The organism is Collinsella aerofaciens (assembly GCF_039752775.1).
Classification (GTDB): Bacteria; Actinomycetota; Coriobacteriia; order Coriobacteriales; family Coriobacteriaceae; genus Collinsella; species Collinsella aerofaciens_R.
The window spans coordinates 23,614-42,990 of the sequence record NZ_JBDMGT010000010.1; the positions used below are offsets into that span (position 1 = coordinate 23,614).

General features: G+C 62.7%; 19 protein-coding genes. 17 read left to right on the forward strand and 2 right to left on the reverse strand.

Features of this window, described 5'->3' with window-relative positions; genetic code table 11:
* Positions 1-60: 60 nt before the first annotated feature.
* From ABHR63_RS04130 to nhaA, 6 genes are all read left to right on the forward strand, one after another.
* On the forward strand, positions 61-1,413 hold the full coding sequence (locus ABHR63_RS04130) for a PTS sugar transporter subunit IIC (protein WP_138113361.1): 1,353 nt from the start codon (positions 61-63) through the stop codon (positions 1,411-1,413).
* A gap of 150 nt (positions 1,414-1,563) precedes the next feature.
* Positions 1,564-1,866, forward strand: coding sequence for a PTS sugar transporter subunit IIB (locus ABHR63_RS04135; RefSeq protein ID WP_117735519.1), 303 nt, complete (start codon positions 1,564-1,566; stop codon positions 1,864-1,866).
* 9 nt (positions 1,867-1,875) lie between these two features.
* Entirely contained in the window at positions 1,876-2,208 is a 333-nt protein-coding gene (locus ABHR63_RS04140) for a PTS sugar transporter subunit IIA (protein ID WP_199407153.1), read from the forward strand.
* A 241-nt stretch (positions 2,209-2,449) separates the two neighbouring features.
* Positions 2,450-3,403, forward strand: a complete 954-nt coding sequence (locus tag ABHR63_RS04145) for an ROK family protein (RefSeq protein WP_229066796.1) — start codon at positions 2,450-2,452, stop codon at positions 3,401-3,403.
* A gap of 166 nt (positions 3,404-3,569) precedes the next feature.
* Positions 3,570-4,493, forward strand: a complete 924-nt coding sequence (locus ABHR63_RS04150) for a manganese-dependent inorganic pyrophosphatase (protein WP_195568461.1) — start codon at positions 3,570-3,572, stop codon at positions 4,491-4,493.
* Positions 4,494-4,760: 267 nt separating this feature from the next.
* Positions 4,761-6,119: a Na+/H+ antiporter NhaA gene (gene nhaA / locus ABHR63_RS04155; RefSeq protein ID WP_346965085.1), complete on the forward strand. Its 1,359-nt coding sequence runs from the start codon at positions 4,761-4,763 to the stop codon at positions 6,117-6,119.
* 86 nt (positions 6,120-6,205) lie between these two features.
* Here nhaA and ABHR63_RS04160 read toward each other — a convergent pair whose 3' ends face one another.
* Positions 6,206-6,460, reverse strand: a complete 255-nt coding sequence (locus ABHR63_RS04160; protein WP_040359778.1) for a hypothetical protein — start codon at positions 6,458-6,460, stop codon at positions 6,206-6,208.
* Between the two features lie 150 nt (positions 6,461-6,610).
* On the opposite strand from ABHR63_RS04160, the gene ABHR63_RS04165 reads away from it, so the two are divergent.
* The 7 genes from ABHR63_RS04165 to ABHR63_RS04195 all read left to right on the forward strand — a co-directional run bounded on the left by ABHR63_RS04165 (position 6,611) and on the right by ABHR63_RS04195 (position 13,580).
* Positions 6,611-7,915 (forward strand): aspartate aminotransferase type Ic, encoded by a 1,305-nt coding sequence (locus tag ABHR63_RS04165; RefSeq protein ID WP_195624868.1) that lies wholly within the window; start codon positions 6,611-6,613, stop codon positions 7,913-7,915.
* A gap of 66 nt (positions 7,916-7,981) precedes the next feature.
* Positions 7,982-8,296 carry an STAS domain-containing protein gene (locus tag ABHR63_RS04170; protein WP_117769921.1) on the forward strand — a complete coding sequence of 105 codons (315 nt, stop codon included), beginning with the start codon at positions 7,982-7,984 and terminating at the stop codon, positions 8,294-8,296.
* A gap of 154 nt (positions 8,297-8,450) precedes the next feature.
* Entirely contained in the window at positions 8,451-9,038 is a 588-nt protein-coding gene (locus ABHR63_RS04175; RefSeq protein WP_195624869.1) for a twin-arginine translocase TatA/TatE family subunit, read from the forward strand.
* Positions 9,038-9,829 carry a twin-arginine translocase subunit TatC gene (gene tatC, locus ABHR63_RS04180; protein WP_022093860.1) on the forward strand — a complete coding sequence of 264 codons (792 nt, stop codon included), beginning with the start codon at positions 9,038-9,040 and terminating at the stop codon, positions 9,827-9,829. The genes ABHR63_RS04175 and tatC overlap by 1 nt, the downstream gene beginning before the upstream one ends.
* A gap of 6 nt (positions 9,830-9,835) precedes the next feature.
* Complete coding sequence (gene hypA, locus ABHR63_RS04185) at positions 9,836-10,192, forward strand: hydrogenase maturation nickel metallochaperone HypA (protein ID WP_117565013.1); 357 nt, start codon at positions 9,836-9,838, stop codon at positions 10,190-10,192.
* Positions 10,193-10,247: 55 nt separating this feature from the next.
* Positions 10,248-10,931 (forward strand): hydrogenase nickel incorporation protein HypB, encoded by a 684-nt coding sequence (hypB, locus tag ABHR63_RS04190; RefSeq protein ID WP_161115879.1) that lies wholly within the window; start codon positions 10,248-10,250, stop codon positions 10,929-10,931.
* 54 nt (positions 10,932-10,985) lie between these two features.
* Positions 10,986-13,580 carry a DNA topoisomerase I gene (locus ABHR63_RS04195; RefSeq protein WP_346965086.1) on the forward strand — a complete coding sequence of 865 codons (2,595 nt, stop codon included), beginning with the start codon at positions 10,986-10,988 and terminating at the stop codon, positions 13,578-13,580.
* Between the two features lie 144 nt (positions 13,581-13,724).
* Here the strand turns inward: ABHR63_RS04195 and ABHR63_RS04200 are convergent, their stop codons facing one another.
* Complete coding sequence (locus ABHR63_RS04200; RefSeq protein WP_195624871.1) at positions 13,725-14,708, reverse strand: zinc-ribbon domain-containing protein; 984 nt, start codon at positions 14,706-14,708, stop codon at positions 13,725-13,727.
* Between the two features lie 246 nt (positions 14,709-14,954).
* On the opposite strand from ABHR63_RS04200, the gene tmk reads away from it, so the two are divergent.
* The 4 genes from tmk (at position 14,955) to ABHR63_RS04220 (ending at position 19,367) form a co-directional block, all read left to right on the forward strand.
* Positions 14,955-15,638, forward strand: a complete 684-nt coding sequence (tmk, locus tag ABHR63_RS04205) for a dTMP kinase (protein ID WP_346965877.1) — start codon at positions 14,955-14,957, stop codon at positions 15,636-15,638.
* Position 15,639: 1 nt separating this feature from the next.
* The gene (locus ABHR63_RS04210) at positions 15,640-16,767 is read left to right on the forward strand and encodes a DNA polymerase III subunit (RefSeq protein ID WP_346964989.1); all 1,128 of its coding nucleotides are present in this window, start codon (positions 15,640-15,642) and stop codon (positions 16,765-16,767) included.
* Positions 16,758-18,458: a PSP1 domain-containing protein gene (locus tag ABHR63_RS04215; RefSeq protein ID WP_346964990.1), complete on the forward strand. Its 1,701-nt coding sequence runs from the start codon at positions 16,758-16,760 to the stop codon at positions 18,456-18,458. The genes ABHR63_RS04210 and ABHR63_RS04215 overlap by 10 nt, the downstream gene beginning before the upstream one ends.
* 102 nt (positions 18,459-18,560) lie before the next feature.
* On the forward strand, positions 18,561-19,367 hold the full coding sequence (locus tag ABHR63_RS04220; protein WP_346964991.1) for a ComF family protein: 807 nt from the start codon (positions 18,561-18,563) through the stop codon (positions 19,365-19,367).
* Positions 19,368-19,377: the final 10 nt, after the last annotated feature.

Below are 19,377 nucleotides of genomic sequence, written 5' to 3' on the forward strand. Positions count from 1 at the left end.
AGAGGGCGACAGACCACCGTGCGCATAGGAAAAGGCCGGATTTGAAAGTTAGGAGCAATCATGGCCAGTGACAACGGAAAGAGCTTCCTCGACAAATTTGCCGAGGTCTCTGCGAAGGTGGGAAACCAGGTTCATCTGCGTTCCCTGCGCGATGCCTTCGCGACCATCACGCCGCTCTATATCCTTGCGGGTATCGCGGTTCTTATCAACAACGTCGTGTTCCCTCTGTTCCCGCTCGATGCGGCGGGCCTCGCCAACCTCCAGACCTGGGGCTCGGCAATCACCCTGGGCACCCTTAACGTGTCCGCCATTATCCTGGCCGGTCTGATTGGCTACAGCCTCGCCAAGAACGAGCGTTTCGATAACCCGCTTGCCTGCGTGGTTGTCGCTATCTCTGCCTTCGTCATCATGATGCCGCAGCAGATCACCGCCACCCTTGCCGCCACGAGCCCGCTTCTCACCGACAAGATCACCTCCGCCGAGGTCACCGGTGCCCTTTCGACCGCCAACACCGGTACCAACGGCCTGTTCTCGGCCATCATCATCGCCCTGCTCTCCACGACGCTCTTCATCAAGATCTCGGGCGTCGAGAAGCTCAAGGTCAAGCTGGGCGAGGGCGTACCTCCTGCGGTCTCCAACTCCTTCAACGTCATGATCCCAATGCTGCTCAACCTCTCGATCTTCGCTATCGCCTCGGCCCTGCTCGCCGTCTGCGCCGGCACCGACCTGTGCACCATCATCTCCACCTGCATCTCCAACCCGCTCAAGAGCATCATGAACGCCGGTCCGTGGGCTGTCATCCTCATCTACACCCTCGCCAACCTGCTGTTCTGCGTTGGTATTCACCAGTCCACCATCTCGGGCGCTACCGTCGAGCCGATCCTGACCATGCTCATCGTCGACAACATGGCTACCTTTGCCGCCGGCGGTACCATCCAGCCCGATCACTACATGAACATGCAGATCGTCAACAGCTTCGCCCTCATCGGCGGCTCGGGCTGCACCCTCATGCTGCTGCTCGACACCTTCCTGTTCTCCAAGAACAAGGCCTCCAAGACCGTTGCCAAGATGGCCATTCTGCCTGGCCTGTTCAACATCAACGAGCCGGTCATCTACGGTTACCCCATCGTGTACAACCTGCCGCTCATGATTCCGTTCGTGCTTCTTCCCGACCTGTTCATCGGTGTCACCTATGGCCTGACCTGCGCTGGCATCATCAGCCCCTGCATCGCTCAGGTGCCTTGGACCATGCCGCCCGTCATCAACGCCCTGCTTGCTACGGGCTTTGACTGGCGCGCCGGCGTGTGGCAGGCTCTGGAGCTGGTCATCGGCATGGCTGTCTACCTGCCCTTTATGAGGATCTCCGAGAAGGCCATCGCTAAGCAGGAGGCCCTCGCCGAGCAGAACGCCTAGCGTTTGTCCATTCCACCCTTGCGGGTACCGATGCTTGGTACCGGTACCCGTATCTCCTTTTTTGCCTAAACGTGCAAAACAGGGGAAAGATAACCACAAGGATTTATCCAGTTTGTCGTCTGCGCGCCGCGCAGTTATAAGGAGGAAACCATGAAGAAGATCATGCTTTGCTGCAATGCCGGCATGTCCACGAGTCTGCTGGTCCAGAAGATGCAGTCCGAGGTCGCGAGCCGTGGTCTGGACATCGAGGTCGAAGCCCGTCCTATGAATGAGGCCCACGATCACCTGGACGAGTGCGACATCCTGCTGCTCGGCCCGCAGATCGGCTACACCAAGGGCGACTTTGAGAAGGAGGCCGCCGGCCGTTTCCCGGTCGAGGTCATCAACATGGTCGACTATGGCCGCATGAACGCCGCCGGCATCATCGACCACTGCGTCAGCGTGATGGGCTAGGTGCAGCGCATGGAGGATATGAACGAACTGCAGATGACCTGCTTCGAGATCATCAGCTACGTCGGTACCGCCAAGAGCATGTACATCAACGCCGTGCAGAAGGCCAAGGAGGGCGATTTCGACGCCGCCGAGGAGCTCATTAAGCAGGGCGACGAGGCCTATAACGGCGGCCACGATGTTCACATGGGACTTCTTAAGAAGGAGGCCAATGGCGAGCGCAACGGCGAGGCCCCGCTGATTCTGCTGCACGCCGAGGACCAGATGGCCGGCACCGAGACCATGCGCGTCATGGCCACGGAGCTCATTGAGGTCCACAAACAGCTACAGGCACTCAAGGCCTAGCTGGCGTTTTCGCCGCGACGGATCGTGCGGTTCGCATACAATCCAGTCCCTTTTGCAGGCGCCGGGAGTCTCCCTCTCCCGGCGCTTTTTGTTTGGCGAGTTGCTGAGCGTCATTGCTCGTTGAGCGGGCGGACGTTTCCCCAGATAAAACCTGCCAAAACAAACCTGTCCCTTTTTGGCGGGTTTTTGTCTTGAGAGCGGTACCATACAGGCAATGTTTAAACGAGAAAGGTGGGCTCTCATGGAACCTAAGCAGTACTACATCGGCATTGACGTCGGCGGCACTTCGGTTAAGGAGGGCCTGTTCGACGAGGACGGCAACCTGCTTGCCAAGGCCAGCGTGCCCACGCCTCCCATCGTCGACGCTGCGGGCTTTGCCGCGGTAACCGAGGCTATCGACCAGGTGGTCGCCAAGGCTCAGATTCCGCGCGCCTTTGTGGCGGGCATCGGCCTGGCCGTTCCGTGCCCCATTCCGGCTGCGGGCGATGCCAAGGTCAAGGCGAACATCTCCATCAACCTGCCCGAGCTTAAGATTGCCATTCAGGAGCACTGCCCCGACGCGGTCGTAAAGTACGAGAACGACGCCAACGCCGCCGCCATGGGCGAGGCCTGGCTCGGCTCTGCCAAGGGCGTGCAGAACGTGGTGATGGTCACCATCGGTACCGGCGTGGGCGGCGGCGTCATCATCAACGGCGACGTTGTGTCGGGCGTTGTGGGTGCCGGCGGCGAGATTGGCCACATGTGCCTGAACCCCGACGAGGAGCGTACCTGCGGCTGCGGCGGCCATGGCCACCTGGAGCAGTATTCCAGCGCCACCGGCGTGGTGAGCAATTACCTGGCCGAGTGCAAGGCTGCGGGCGTCGAGCCCATCGAGCTCACCGGTCCTTCCGATTCCAAGGACGTATTCCAAGCCTGCCGCGAGGGCGATAAGCTCGCGCTTGCCGCGGCCGATACCATGGCCGACTACCTCGGCCGTGCCCTGGCGCTTATCGCCAACGTGGTCGACCCTGAGATGTTCCTCATCGGCGGCGGCGCCTCCGCCTCGGCCGATGTCTACCTCGACGCCGTGCGCGAGCACTTTAAGCAGTACGCGTTTTCCGTCTCGCGCGAGACGCCCATCGAGGTCGCCTCGCTCGGCAACGACGCCGGTATCATCGGTGCCGCCTACGTAGCCCTGCGCGCCGCCGGCAAATAGCCGGTGCAAGGGGGTCAGGTTTCTTTGCACCAACATGGTGTAAAAGGGACAGCCTTGGCCCCCGTGCCTACCCCAAAATATGCCGTGGCCCTTCCGTCTGCGAAGGCTCGGCATCGGCGTGCTACCATAGCTACGTCCAAGTACACATATCAAGTGGAGGATATCCATGGCAAACGTTCTTGTCTTTGGTCACCAGAACCCCGATAACGACGCCATCATGAGCGCCGTCGTCCTGTCCCAGCTGCTCAACCAGGTTGAGTATGCCGGCAACACCTACGAGGCCTGCGCCCTTGGTCAGCTTCCGGCAGAGTCCGCCAAGCTGCTCGCCGACGCCGGCATCGCCGAGCCTCGCGCGATCGAGTCCGTCGAGGCCGGTCAGCTCGTCGTCCTCACCGACCACAACGAGTCCGCCCAGTCCGTCGCCGGCCTTAAGGACGCCACGGTCTTTGGCGTCGTCGATCATCACCGCATCGGCGACTTCGAGACCGCCGGCCCGCTGCACTACATCTGCCTGCCCTGGGGCTCCAGCTGCACCATCGTCACCAAGCTCGCCGACGTGCTCGGCGTTGAGCTTTCCGACGTCCAGGCCAAGCTGCTGCTCTCGGCCATGATGACCGATACGCTCATGCTCAAGAGCCCCACCACCACCGCTGTCGACCGCGTCGTCGCCGCCAAGCTCGGCGAGCAGGTGGGCGTCGACCCGGTCAAGTTTGGCATGGAGGTCTTCCTCACCCGTCCGTCCGGCTCCTTCACTGCAGCCGAGATGGTCGGCAACGACATCAAGATGTTCGAGCCCGCCGGCAAGAAGCTGCTCATCGGCCAGTACGAGACCGTCGACAAGACCCGCGCACTCGGCATGATCGACGAGATTCGCGAGGCCATGCGCGCTTACGCCGCCGAGAAGGGTGCTGACGGCATCGTCCTGTGCATCACCGACATCATGGAGGAGGGCTCGCAGGTCCTGCTCGAGGGCGAGACCGAGGCTGCTCAGAAGGGCCTGGGCATTGCCGACGAGCACGACGGCGTCTGGATGCCGGGCGTCCTCTCCCGTAAGAAGCAGGTCGCTGCCCCCATCATGGCCGCCTGCTAGGTTTAGTTCACTAAACGCCACGACCGGATCGCGGACGCCCCGCGCTCCGGTCGTTTTTTGTGTACGGCGCCGCGTCGTCTCTTGGACAGGCGTGCCCGTGCCGTTGAGCAAATAATGTTCAACCTGTGGTTCCGCTTTTCGGCCGAGCTTGTGCGGTATCCGTGCAGGGTAGGCTAGATGCAAGCGTAATACGTTAGAGCGCGGCACCGCCGATTTGGCGGGCCGTGCTTTTTTAAGACGGGAGCCTTCCCGTGAAAGGAGCCGCCCATGGCAGCACCCGAGCAGCTGTTCAACGTTCGTGAGCGCAAGCGTTTTGAACGTCACGACATCTGGGAGCGCATCGCCGAGAACGGCACGATTTCCGCCGCCGTCATGGTCTTCGCCGCCATCGCCGCCGTCATTTGCGCCAATACCGATGCCTATGAGGTCATCCATCACTTTTTGGAGACCCCGCTGTATGTGGGCCTGGGCAACCTTACGGCCGGTCTCACCGTTGAGCTTTTCGTCAACGACTTCCTCATGGCGATTTTCTTTTTGTTGGTGGGCATCGAGCTTAAGTACGAGATGACGGTCGGCGAGCTCAAGAATCCGCGTCAGGCCATGCTTCCCATGCTGGCGGCCGTGGGCGGCGTCGTCGTTCCCGCCTGCATCTACCTGATCTTTAACCATGCCGGCGCCCGCAACGGTTGGGCCATCCCCATGGCAACCGATATTGCCTTTGCACTGGGCGTGCTGTCGCTTTTGGGCAACCGCGTGCCCAACGGCGTGCGCGTGTTCTTCTCGACGCTCGCCATCGCCGACGACCTCATCTCCATCGCCGCCATCGCCATCTTCTACGGTCAGAGCCCCAATCCGTTTTGGTTGGGCGCCGCCGCGCTGGTGACCTGCGCGCTCGTGTGGCTCAACAAGACGCAGCATTACCGCCTTGCCCCGTATTCGGTACTGGGTCTGCTGTTGTGGTTCTGCATGTTCAAGAGCGGCGTACATGCCACGCTCGCCGGCGTCATCTTGGCCTTTACCATCCCGGCCAAGTGCGGCGTCAAGCTCGATAGCCTCACCGATTGGTTGGGCGAGTGCCTGCCGCTGCTTGATGACCGCTACGACGACGAGGCACACATCCTGGGCCAGCATGACTTTACCGTCTCGACCACCAGGGTCGAGCGCGTCATGCACCGCGTGACCCCGCCGCTCATCCGCATGGAGCGTCTGATCTCCACGCCGGTCAACTTTGTGATTCTGCCGATCTTTGCGTTCGTGAACGCACAGGTTCGCCTAGTGGGCGTGGACATGAGCACACTGCTCACCGACCCGGTGACGCTCGGCGTGTACTTTGGCATGCTGCTGGGCAAGCCGATTGGTATTTTTGGCATGACATTTACCCTGGTCAAGCTCAAGGCTTGCCAGTTGCCGCGCAACGTCAACTGGCACATGATTGCCGGTGTGGGCATTCTGGGCGGCATCGGCTTTACGATGTCGATCCTCATCAGCGGCCTCGCTTTCCCGACGGCCGAGTTTGAGGTTCTTGCCGCCAAGGCTGCCATTCTTGCCGGTTCGGTCACCGCGGCCGTGCTCGGCATGATCTACATGAGTGTGGTCTGCAAACACCCCGCGCCCAAGAACGAGTAAAAGCACAAACAAGTTTGAAAACGCCGCCCGTGAACACCGTCACAAGCGGCGTTTTAGTCATTGGGGACATTCTTAAATGACTAGGTTTATTCCACGGTGCCGTAGACGGCGCCCCAGCCGTGGGCGGCCAAGGCGGAGTTGAGCTGGTCGCAAAGCGATTGGCGGTCGTAGTAGCCGGGCGGCAAAAGGTTGACGATTTCCATGAGGTCGGGCGCGAGGTCCAAGATCTCGGCCTGCACGATGAGATCCAGGCGGTCGATGGCGCGGCGGTCATAAAACAGTCCGTCGACCAGGCGCTGCAGGTCGCCGAATTCCTCGGCCTGGAACGATCCGTACTCCATAGTGCCTCCTTGGGCGCCCCACGCCGGCATGCGCGGCGATGTCGTAATTCATTGCGATGGACTTAATCTATCACGGCTTCATACCGTTGCGGCAGTGGCGGTCTATACTTAGACGAACTGCAACGTCCCGCTTCGCGAAAGGTCGCACCCATGCAGACGATCTACCAGAAGATGGAAACCACCGAACTCGATGCCGCCATCGAGGCGCTCAAAGCCGAGGTCGCCGAGGTCAAGGCCAAGGGCCTGGCGCTCGACATGGCCCGCGGCAAGCCGTCGCCCTCCCAGGTGGGCATCTCTCGCCCCATGCTCGATATCCTCAATGCCGATGCCGATCTGCACGACGGCAACGTCGACTGCTCCAACTACGGTTGCTTTGAGGGCATTCCCTCGGCACGCAAGCTGGCGGGGGAGTTCCTGGGTTGCCCCGCCGAGCAGACGCTCGTACTGGGTTCGTCGAGCCTGCTGATCGAGCACGATATCGCCGGCATGTTCTGGCGCTGCGGCTCGTGCGGTAGCGAGCCTTGGGAGGCTTATGAGGCCGCGCATGACGGCAAGAAGGTCAAGTTCCTGTGCCCTGTTCCCGGCTACGACCGCCACTTTGGCATCACTGCCGACTTGGGTATCGAGAATGTCCCCGTCGCGATGACCGACAACGGCCCCGACATGGACGAGATCGAGCGCTTGGTTGCCGCCGACGACTCCATCAAGGGCATCTGGTGCGTGCCCAAGTATTCCAACCCCACGGGCATCACCTTTAGCGAGGACACCGTGCGTCGCCTGGTCGAGATGCCCACGGCCGCGCCCGATTTCCGCATCTTCTGGGACAACGCCTACTGCGTGCACGACCTGTACGACGAGACCGACGAGCTCGCCAACATCTTTGACCTCGCTCGCGCGGCGGGCACCGAGGACCGCGTGGTGGCCTTTGCATCGACGTCCAAGATCACCTTCCCGGGCGCCGGCATCGGCTTTATCGGTGCGAGCCCCGCGGTTATCGCGGAGTTCTCCAAGCGCCTGAAGGCCGGCCTCATCAGCGCCGACAAGCTCAACCAGCTGCGCCACGTGCGCTTCCTTCCCACCATCGAGGCGGTCAAGGAGCACATGAAAAAGCATGCCGAGTTCCTGCGTCCGCGCTTTGAGGCCGTTGAGCGCAAGCTCACCGAGGGCCTGGGCGATACGGGCTGTGCCACCTGGACGCACCCCCGCGGCGGCTACTTTGTAAGCTTCGATGGTCCCGAGGGCTCGGCCCAGAAGGTCGCCGCGCTTTGCGCCGACCTGGGCGTCAAGCTCACGCCGGCCGGTGCCACCTGGCCCTATGGCAAGGATCCGCGCGATACCAACATCCGCATCGCGCCGAGCTATCCCACGGTCGAGGACCTGGAGGCAGCACTCGACGTACTGGTGCTGGCCGTCAAGCTCGTCGCTGCCGAGCTTGCTCGTGCCGAGCGCGCCTAACGCCTAGGGCCCCGCAAGTCCGCGCCCAGTACTATCCGCACTTTCGATACGTAAAGGAGCGTATACATGGATTTGGGTATTTCCACCAACCCCACACCGGAGATCTACACCATTAAGGTGACCGGCGAGATCGATATCTCTAACGCCGATAGCCTGCGCAATGCCATTGACCTGGCGCTCGAGCAGCCCACTGAGGCCGTTGAGCTCGATTTTGCCCAGGTGAGCTACATCGATTCGACGGGCATTGGCGTGCTCGTGGGCGCCGCGCACCACGCGGTCGACCACGGTAAGCGCTTTAGCTGCACTAATGTGCAGCCCCAGGTGATGCGCGTGGTTCAGCTGCTGGGCGTCGACCAGGAGATTTCGATCACGGCGGCATAATCTTTGCCCCCAAAAAGGGCGTGCCGTTTGGCATATGTTTGTGATGCGCTCGGACGTTTTGGCGTCCGGGCGCTATACTTGACCGAATGAATAGACGAGTTCCGGCCGAATGGCGCGGTGCGGGCTCGACTCACATCGAGCCTTGGAGGTATGTGTGTTTGGTATTGGAGAGGGTGAGCTCGCGATCATCGTGGTCTTCGGCTTTTTGCTGTTTGGCCCGGATAAGCTCCCACAGATGGGCCGCACGATCGGCCGTGCCATTCGTCAGTTCCGCGAGACGCAGGAAAAGATGACGGCCGTTGTTCAGTCCGAGATTATCGATCCGGTAAGTGAGGCCGCTTCGGCACCGGTCAAGCCCAAGAAGACTGCCGTCGATGACGATTCCGATGCAGACGAGGATGCCGTCGAGACGGCTGCGCCCGCAAAGAAGGAGACCTTTGCCGAGCGCCGTGCCCGCCTTGCCGCCGAGAAGGCCGCGAGCGAGGCTGCCGCCGAGGGCGAGGGTGCTGCTGAGGAGTCCGAGGCCGAGGGCGCCGAGCCTGCCGCTGCCGCCGAGCCTGTCGTCGAGCCCGAGCCTGCTGCAGAGCCAGAGTCCGAGCCCGAGCCGGCAGAGCCCACGACGGCTGACCTCTACGCCCGTCGTCCCCGCAAGCGCAAGGCCGTCGTCGACCAGCTCGCTCGCGAGCTCGAGGCCGAGGACGAGGCTGCCACCGCCGACGCCTCGAAGGGAGGCGATGAGTAATGCCTATCGGACCTGCGCGCATGCCGCTCTTCGATCACCTGGGAGAGCTCCGTCGCCGCCTGACTATCGTGGTCGTGTCGGTGTTTGCCGCCGCCATCGTGCTGTATTTCGCCACGCCCGTGGTGCTCGACATCCTGGAAGACCCCATCCGCTCCTTTGTGCCGGACGGTAAGTTCTACATCACCACCACGCTCGGCGGCTTTGGCCTGCGCTTCTCGCTGGCCATCAAGATGGCCGTGGTCATGTGCACGCCCATGATCATCTGGCAGATTCTGGCATTTTTCCTGCCGGCACTGCGTCCCAACGAGCGCAAGTGGGTTGTGCCTACGGTGCTCGCCTCGACGGTGCTGTTCTTCCTGGGCGCAATCTTTTGCTACTTCATCATTATCCCGGCAGGCTTTGAGTGGCTCATCGGCGAGACCTCTGCCGTCGCAACCGCGCTGCCCGACCTGGAGAACTACGTCAACATGGAGCTGCTCTTTATGATCGGCTTTGGTGTGGCGTTTGAGCTGCCGCTCATCATCTTCTACCTGTCCGTCTTCCACATCGTGTCCTACGCGGCCTTCCGCGGCGCCTGGCGCTACGTGTACGTGGGCCTGCTTGTGGGCTCGGCTGTGATTACGCCCGACGGCTCGCCCGTTACGCTGGGCCTCATGTATGGTGCCCTGCTCTCGCTCTACGAGATTTCGCTCGCCATTGCCCGCGTGGTCATTACCGCGCGCGAGGGCAAGGAGGGCTTGTTTGTGAGCCGTCTGGACCTGTTCTCGGACGATGAGGACGACGAGGAGTAAATCGGTATGCACGAGGTTGGCATTGTCAACGGCATACTCGATACAGTGATTCGCGCGGCGCGTGGGGCGGGGGCCTCGCGCGCCGTTTTGGTAACGCTGCGTATCGGGGATATGACCGAAGTTGTGCGCGAGGCGCTCGACTTTGCGTGGGAGACATTTCGCGATGAGGACCCGCTCACGCGAGGCTGCGAGCTTGCCGTGGAGGAAGTCCATCCACAAAGCGAGTGTCTGGACTGCGGGGAGGTCTTTGAGCACGATCGCTTCCATTGCCGCTGTCCCCAATGTGGCGGCGCCAACGTGCGTCTGCTGCACGGCCGCGAGCTCGACATCGCAAGTATCGAAATCGAAACCCCCGACGATTAGCCCGCTAGCCATCTGGTGATGGGGTATAAAGGGGCCAAAGTAAGGAGTGCCGAGTATGGCTGAGAAAACGATTGATATCGCGTCGCCGATTCTGTCGCGCAACGAGCGCCTGGCAGATCAGCTGCGACAGCGATTTAAAGAGACAAACACCTATGTGATCAATGTGCTGTCGAGCCCCGGTTCGGGCAAGACCACCACGATCCTGGGCACCAACGAGCGCCTGCGCGACAAGGCTGGCCTGCGCTGTGCCGTCATCGAGGGCGATATTGCCTCGGATGTCGACGCCATCACCATGAAGGAAGCCGGCATGCCCGCCATCCAGATCAACACGGGTGGCCTGTGCCACCTCGAGGGCAACATGATCATGGAGGCCGTTGACGCGTTCGACCAGGCGGTGGGTCTTCAAAATATCGACGTCATCTTTATCGAAAACGTGGGCAACCTGGTCTGCCCGGTCGACTTTGACCTGGGCGAGAACCTGTCCATCATGATTCTCTCGGTGCCCGAGGGCGACGACAAGCCCATCAAGTACCCGGGCATCTTCCAGCACGCCGGCGCGCAGCTGCTCAATAAGGTCGACGTGGCCCCGGCTTTCGATTTTGACATGGATAGGTATACTAGGACACTCGATGACCTCAATCCGCAGGCGCCGCGGTTTGCCGTGAGCGCGCGCAAGGGCGAGGGCATGGATGCCTGGTGCGATTGGCTCATCGGGCAGATCGAGCAAGCAAGGGCGTAAATCGGCCGCCATACGGGCGGGCGTAGCCGCAGAGACACGAGATAGGAGCCTCTTTTGAAGCTCATCATCGCCGAGAAAAACGACGCCGCGCGTCAGATCGCCGAGCGTCTGTCCACGGGCAAACCCAAAAAGGACAAGGTGTACAACACCGCCATCTACCGTTTTGAGTGGAAGGGCGAGGAGTGTGTGACGATCGGTCTCGCCGGTCACATCCTTGCGCCCGATTTTTGCGACAGCGTGCTGTTCGATAAAAAGCTGGGTTGGTATTCGGTGACCGAGGACGGCGAGATGCTGCCGGCCGACATGCCCGATGGCCTGGCTCGTCCGCCCTACGACACCAAGCGTAAGCCGTTTCTTGCCGACGGTATCTCCATCAAGGGCTGGAAGCTCGAGAGCCTGCCCTACCTCACCTGGGCGCCCGTCATTAAGCTACCGGCCGAGAAGGAGCTCATTCGCTCGCTCAAGAACCTGGCTAAGAAGTCCGACAGTGTCATCATCGCCACGGACTTCGATCGCGAGGGCGAGCTGATCGGTTCGGACGCCCTCAACAAGGTGCGCGAGGTTGCGCCGGACTTGCCGGTCGCCCGCGCCCAGTACTCTTCGTTTACCAAGGCCGAGATCACGCAGGCCTTCGATAATCTCGTCTCGCTCGACCATAATCTGGCCGACGCCGGCGAGAGCCGCCAGCACATCGACCTCATTTGGGGTGCGGTGCTCACGCGTTACCTGACGCTCGCCAAGTTTGGCGGCTTTGGTAACGTGCGCTCTGCCGGCCGCGTGCAGACGCCGACGCTTGCCCTGGTGGTCGAGCGCGAGCGCGAGCGCATGGCGTTTGTGCCCGAGGACTATTGGCAGATTCGCGGCATGGGTGCTGCGCAGGGCGCTGCCGAGGATGACCGCTTTAAGATTGCGCACAAGACGGCACGCTTTACCGACAAGGATGCTGCTGAGACGGCGTACGGCCATGTTGACGGCGTCGCGACGGCAACCGTCGCCGCGGTGACCAAGCGCTCGCGCAAGCAGCAGCCGCCCACGCCGTTTGCGACCACCTCGCTGCAGGCTGCCGCCGCAGCCGAGGGCATCTCGCCTGCGCGTACCATGCGCATCGCCGAGTCTCTCTACATGGCGGGCCTCATCAGCTACCCGCGTGTCGACAACACCGTGTATCCCGCGACGCTCGATTTGGGCGCCGTGGTGAGTGACCTGGCAAAGATCAACCCGGCGCTGGCGCCCGTGTGCAAAAAGGTACTCGCTGGTCCCATGAAGCCCACGCGCGGTAAAGTCGAGACCACCGACCACCCGCCTATCTACCCCACGGGCGAGGGCGATCCGTCCACGCTCGACGGCGGTCAGCGCAAGCTCTACGACCTCATCGCCCGCCGCTTCCTGGCGACGCTTATGGGTCCCGCGACCATCGAGAACACCAAGCTCGAGCTCGACGTGAACGGTGAGCCGTTCGTGGCTTCGGGCGATGTGCTCGTGACTCCGGGCTTCCGCGAGGCGTATCCGTATGGACTTAAGCGCGATGAGCAGATGCCGCCGCTGGAGCAGGGCGATACGGTCGACGTGTTCGACATTAAACTCGAGGCCAAGCAGACCGAGCCGCCCGCGCGCTACAGCCAGGGCAAGCTCGTGCAGGAGATGGAAAAGCGCGGCCTGGGTACCAAGTCCACGCGTGCGAGCATCATCGAGCGCCTGTATGCCGTGCGCTATCTCAAAAATGATCCCGTTGAGCCGAGCCAGCTGGGCATCGCCATCATCGACGCGCTGACGCAATTTGCCCCGCGCATCACGAGCCCCGATATGACCAGCGAGCTCGACGGCGACATGACCCGCGTCGAGCGCGGCGAGGACACCGAAGAGCATGTCGTGACGCACTCGCGCGCGCTGCTGGCCGGTGTGCTCGACGAGCTGCTCAAACATACGCAGGAGCTCGGCGACGCCATCAGCGACGCCGTCACGGCCGATGCGCGCGTGGGTGCCTGCCCCAAGTGCGGCAAGGATCTGGTTATGAAGACGAGCGCCAAGACCCGCGGTAGCTTTATCGGCTGCATGGGCTGGCCCGACTGCGACGTGACCTATCCGGTGCCGAGCGGCGTCAAGGTAAGCCCGCTCGAGGGCGAGGCGGCCGTGTGCCCCGAGTGCGGCGCGCCGCGCATTAAGTGCCAGCCGTTCCGCCAGAAGGCCTTCGAGATTTGCGTGAACCCCACGTGCCCCACCAACTACGAGCCTGACCTTAAGGTGGGCGAGTGCAAGGTGTGCGCCGAGGCCGGACGCCATGGCGACCTGATCGCGCACAAGAGCGAGAAGAGCGGCAAGCGCTTTATCCGCTGCACCAACTACGATGACTGCGGCGTGAGCTATCCTCTGCCGGCGCGCGGTAAGCTCGAGGCGACGGGTGAGACTTGCCCCGAATGCGGCGCCCCCATCGTGGTGGTCAACACGGCGCGCGGCCCGTGGCGCATCTGCGTGAACATGGACTGCCCGACCAAGGAGAAGAAGCCCGCCCGCGGTCGCAAGACCACGACCAAGGCGAGCACGGCCAAGAAGACGACGGCGGCCAAGAAGACGACGGCGGCAAAGAAGACTGCTGCCAAGAAGACGACCGCGAAGAAGTCGACTGCCAAGAAAGCAGCCGCCGACAAGTAGCGGCGCAGTCGAAACATTGCCCAAAACAAAAACGAGCGAGGACCTCAAAATCCTCGCTCGTTTTTTATCCGGCAGTTAGGGACGTTTCTTTTCTGCCGGCAGTTTAGGAACGTCCCTAACTGCCGGCTCGGGAACGACAAAGCGCTAGTTCACTTCGACGGGTTTGGCGCCGGGATAGCGCTCCTCAAAGTCTAGGCGGTACTTATTGTCATTGGTGCCCGCCACGTTGTCGCGCGACAGCGGCGCCACGATCTCATTCTTGTGGTCCGCAGGCTTGGCGTATTTCAGGCTGATCTCCCAGGCATCACAGATTGCGTCAATGCGGTGATTCAGGTCGTCGTACAGGGCAACGATGTCTTTCCAGGAGCTGTAGTTCTTGGAGCTCGTCGGGACGTCTAGGTCCTCGACGATGTCGTAATACTGCTCGATGGTGTCCTCCGTGCGCTCGGCGACGTCGGCGAGATTTTGACGGGTGGTTCGATCCTCTTCCAGATAGCTGCCGTTGAAGTTCTGTGCGCAGCCACGGACGTAGTTGTCGAGGTCTTCGAGCAAGTCGTAGTATTCGCTCAGTCGGCGGTAGAGGTTCTGCTCGGAGAGCGTTGCTTCGCCGCCATCCTCGTCGTCATCGTCATCATCGTCGTACAGGCTGTTGGGATCGCCGAGAGGCTTTAGGTCATCGTCATCGACGTCATGGTGCAGCTTAGCTACCTCGGCAGTCGTCTGCGTGGCGGCGTTGTCGAAAGGCTTGATCACAAAGAAAACGACCAGGGCGATGATGATCGCCACCAGCACAACGATAACGGCGATAAGCGGCCCGGTGCCGCTCTTTTTGGGAGCGGGGGTCTGTGGCGAAGCGGGCGCGTATGCGGGAGCCGGCTGCTGTTGGGGCGAGCCGCTCGCGACGGGTATGCGCTGCGTGGTCTCGACGGCCGCGGGGCCTGCGGCGGGGTCGGGGCGATAGGCGAGGGGGTCGTCCGCCTTGGCTTGCGGCGTATCGAGGGAACCGGTCTGCTCGAAAGCGGGCTGGCTATCGCTCGCGGCTGTTTGCTCAACGGGTGCACCGCACGAGGTGCAGAACTTGGCATTATCTGCAAGAAGCTTGCCGCACGAGGCGCAATACCGAGACATTGCCACTCCTTTCGCCACATTTCAATGCAATACGACGATTATACCCAGCGTCCAAAATTCTCCATCATAAGTTGCGGTGAAATAGGGACTGTTTGGCGGTCTCAGAGCTTCAATCAGTCCCTATTTCACCGCAACTTCGGGGATGCCTCGATGGCTAGGTTGGATTTGGGACGCGCCGAGCACTGGGGTATCATGGCTTGGTTGATATATCTGCATTTACGCGCCTTGTAGGAAGGGGCTGCGCCCATGGCTTTTGAGCCCGCTCAACATAGCTTTATCACGCTCGAGGGCGTCGATGGCGCCGGCAAGTCCACGCAGGCGCGCCTGCTTGCCCGCGCGCTCGAACTCGCTGGCTACCAGGTTGTGAGCCTGCGCGAGCCGGGCGGTACCGCCATCAGCGAAAAGATCCGTGCTCTGCTGCTCGACCCCGCCAATACGACGATGGGAGACACCTGCGAGTTGTTGCTCTACGAGGCCGCGCGCGCCCAGCTGGTGCACGAGGTCATCGCGCCTGCCCTTACTGACGGCAAGGTGGTCCTGTGCGACCGCTTCTACGATTCCACAACTTGCTATCAGGCGTTTGCCGATGGCCTCGATCGCCAGATAGTACGCGATGCCAACAACCTGGCCGTCGCGGGGACGCACCCGGCTCTCACGCTCGTCTATCACATCACGCCCGAGCAGGCGGCGCTGCGCATGGCAGCCCGTGGCGCGGCAGATCGCATGGAGGCTAAGGGCATGGCCTTCCAAGAGCGTGTCTACCAGGGATTTTGCGCCATCGCCGCCGAGGAACCAAACCGCGTAAAGCTCATCGACGCGACCGCGTCCATCGAGGACGTCTTCGCGCAGACGGTCGAGCAGGTTCGCGCCTACGGCCTCGACATTTCCCAGGACGCCGTCACCGCCGCGCTTGCCCAGGAGGCCGAGTAACATGGCCCCCGCTCAGGCAAGCCTGCTGGCCAAGCTCGACACCCAAGAGCGCGTGCGCGACTTTTTGACCAATGCCGTCGCCAGCGGTCGCGCATCGCACGCCTACCTGTTTTTGGGCGCGCCCGGTGCGGGCAAGCTCGACGCTGCGTGGGCGCTCGCCCAAGCCTTCCTGTGCGAGCAGGATGGCTGCGGCGCATGCGACAGTTGTGTGCGCGTTGCTCGCCATACGCACCCCGACGTGCGCTATTACACGCCCGAGAGCGCCACGGGCTACCTCATTGCCCAGACCCGCGAGCTGCTCGATGACGTGCCTCTGGCGCCCATCCGTGCCAAGGCCAAGGTCTACATCATCGACCGTGCCGAGCAGCTGCGCGCCAACACCGCCAACGCACTGCTCAAAACACTCGAGGAGCCGCCCGAGGGCGTTATGTTCATCTTGCTGGGCACCTCGGCAGACGTGATGTTGCCCACCATCGTGAGCCGCTGCCAGTGCGTGCCGTTTCGGCTGGTATCGCCCACCGTCGCCGCGCAGGCCGTGAGTCGCGCCACCGGTCAGGACCCTGCGCGTTGCCGCATGGCCGTCGCCGTAGCGGGAAGCCCCACGCGTGGCATCGAGTTCCTCAAGAGCGCCGAGCGCCAGGACGCCCGCCGTCAGATGGTTCGCGCCATCGATTCGCTTATCGCCGCCGACGAGGCCGACGTGCTCAACCGCGCCAAGTCACTCATCGTCGCCGTTAAGGCGCCGCTCGCCGAGGTCAAGTCCACGCAGGAAAAGGTGCTCGAGCAAAACGCCGACTACCTGTCGCGTGGAGCATTGAAGCAGCTTGAGGACCGCAACAAGCGCGAACTCAACGCGCGCGAGCGTTCGGGTATCATGGAAGCGCTGGCGAGCGCGCGGACGCTCATGCGCGACGTGCTGTTGACGCTTCAGGACGAGGCAGCCGACGTGGTGAACGAAGACGTGCGCGACACGATCGGTCGGCTTGCCGCCGCGACCAATGTTGCGGGTGCCACTCGGGCGCTCGAGGCAGTCGCGACCGCCGAGCGCAACATCGCCAGAAACGTTACTCCCCAGCTGGCCATCGAGGTCATGCTGTTCGATATCAGGAAGGCACTGAAATGCCGTTAGTCGTACCCGTTAAGTTTACCTACGCCTCGCGCGACCTGTGGTTCGATCCGCAGGATCTGGATATCCTCGAGGCCGATTATGCCATTTGCTCCACCGAGCGCGGAACCGAGATCGGCCTGGTCACGGCCGATCCCTTCGAGGTGCCGCAAGACGAGATCGGTCAGCCGCTCAAGCCCGTGCTGCGCGTGGCGAGCGACATCGACCTGCAGCTTGCCGACGACCTGGCCATCCAGGGCGACGAGGCCATGGTCGACTTCCGCCGCCTGGTCAAGGAGCTCGACCTCGAGATGAAGCCGGTCGGCGTCGAGTACCTGTTTGGCGGCGAGAAGGCCGTGTTCTACTTTGCGGCCGAGGAGCGCGTCGATTTTCGCCAGCTCGTCAAGGACCTGTCCTCGACGCTGCACATTCGCGTCGATATGCGCCAGATCGGCGTGCGTGACGAGACCCGCCTGGTGGGTGGCTACGCCCAGTGCGGACAGGAGCTCTGCTGCACGCGCTTTGGCGGACAGTTTGAACCCGTCTCGATTCGCATGGCAAAAGAGCAAGACCTGCCGCTCAATTCCTCCAAGATCAGCGGCGTGTGCGGCCGCCTGATGTGCTGCCTGCGCTACGAGTTCGAGGCCTACAAGGACTTTAAGAGCCGTGCGCCCAAAAAGAAGACGCTCATCGATACGCCGCTCGGCAAGGCGCGCATCCAGGAATATGACACGCCGCGTGAGCAGCTGGTGTTGCGCCTGGAGAACGGCAAAGTCTTTAAGGTCAACCTGGCCGATATGACGTGCTCGGAGGGCTGCAAAAAGAAGGCCGCCGAGCAGGGCTGCAACTGCCGCCCCGATTGCGTGACGCGCGACGTGCTCGAGCGTATTGAGTCGCCCGAGATGCGCCTGGCGCTCATGGAGCTCGATCGCGAGAACGGCGTCGACGTGGGCGATGGCCTGTCGAGTGCCGACCGTCTGGCCGGCACTTCGATGCCCAAGCGCCGTCGTCGCGATGCCGAATCCGATGCGCGCACCGCTCAGGGCCAGGGCGAGGGTCGTGGCCGCGGAAAGGGTCGTGGCAAGGCCGAGGCGCCCGAGGCCGAGGGGGCGGCCGATGGCCGTCGCCGCCGCAAGCGCGCGGGCTCGGGCGATGCTACCGAGGCTGCAGCCGCGGGCAAGAACGCCTCTCGCGAGCGCGAGGTTCAGCAGCCCCAGCAGCAGAATCGCGGCGGTGGCATGAACCCCACACGTCGCCGCCGCCGTCATCTGTCGAGCGAGGAGCGCGAGGACGCCTTCCGCGCCGCAGCTGCTCGCGAGGCTGGTGCCGCTTCCAAGGGCCCCTCGGCCTCCGATGCGCCTGCCGACAAGGGCGGCAAGTCACGTGGCGAGGAGGAGCGCGCGCCGCGTCCGCGCCGTCGCCATTCCTCGGGCGCGCAACAGAAGCCCTCAGTGCCCTCCGTGGCCGATCAGGTCTCGGATGGCGAGGTCAAGGTCACGCGCCGTCGTCCCGGAGATGGCGGGGGAGCGGCTGCCAAGGCTTCGCGTGGCGCCGCTCGCGACGAGCGCGAGCCGCGCGAGGATCGCGGTGGCGAGGGCTCGGCCGACCAGGGTCAAAAGCGCCGTCGCCGTCGCCGTTCCCGCAAGCCGCGCCAGGATGGTGGCGAGGGCTCGACCCCGTCTTCGTCCACACCACAACCGCCCGCCGGCGAATAACGCCCGCGAGCGGATTTAGCCCGCCTTGCCCCGAGCACATCGGGGTATCATAGCGCCGAATCAACAACCCTCCCTGCGACCGAACGTAGGGAGGGTTGTGTCTTGAAGAGCCATCTGAACATATTGAGCCGTCTGCTGGGCGCCGGCGCCCTACCGTTTGCGGACGAATTGCTACCGTTTGCCGAGTGGGTGGCACGCGAGGCACTCGAGGCATTGTCGCCAACACGATGTGCCGGCTGCGAGCGCGCCGGTGCGCTTATTTGCCAAGACTGTCTAGCCGCGCTCACGCTCATCGACCCACGTCATAGCTGTACCCGATGCGGCGCCCCGTTTGGGGATTTGCTGTGCACTGAGTGCTCGGTCGAGGGCACGTCCTCGGCAATGGCGGAGGCGCTCGACCGCTGCCTGGCGTGCGCCGTCTATGCGCATCCGCTGCCGCGCATCATTAAAGCGTACAAGGATGCGGGCGAGCGACGTCTGGCTCCGTATCTGGCGGAGCTGCTCTACGATACCGCCCTGCATGCCCAGGTCGTAGCGCCCGATCGCTACGGAGGCGTGCTGTCCGGTGCGGATGCGGTGGTGTTTGTGCCCGCGACGGCGGCAGCGTTTCGGCGGCGTGGTTTTGATCATATGGAGGCCATTGCGCGCCCATTTTGCGAGGTGTCGGGTGTTCCTCTGCTCGATGCTCTCGTCAAGTACGGGCATGGCGACCAGCGCGAACTCGGTCGTGAAGAACGCCGTGAACGCGCCCGAGGCATGTATGAGACCGTTGAGAACGTGCGGGGCCGCCGCCTGCTGCTTATCGATGATGTCATTACCACGGGTGCGACGATGGCAGCGGCTTCGGCGGAACTCAAGCGCGCCGGCGCCGCAGCAGTCGATGGCCTCGCTATCGCACGCGTTTGGTAGGGGTGGTTTT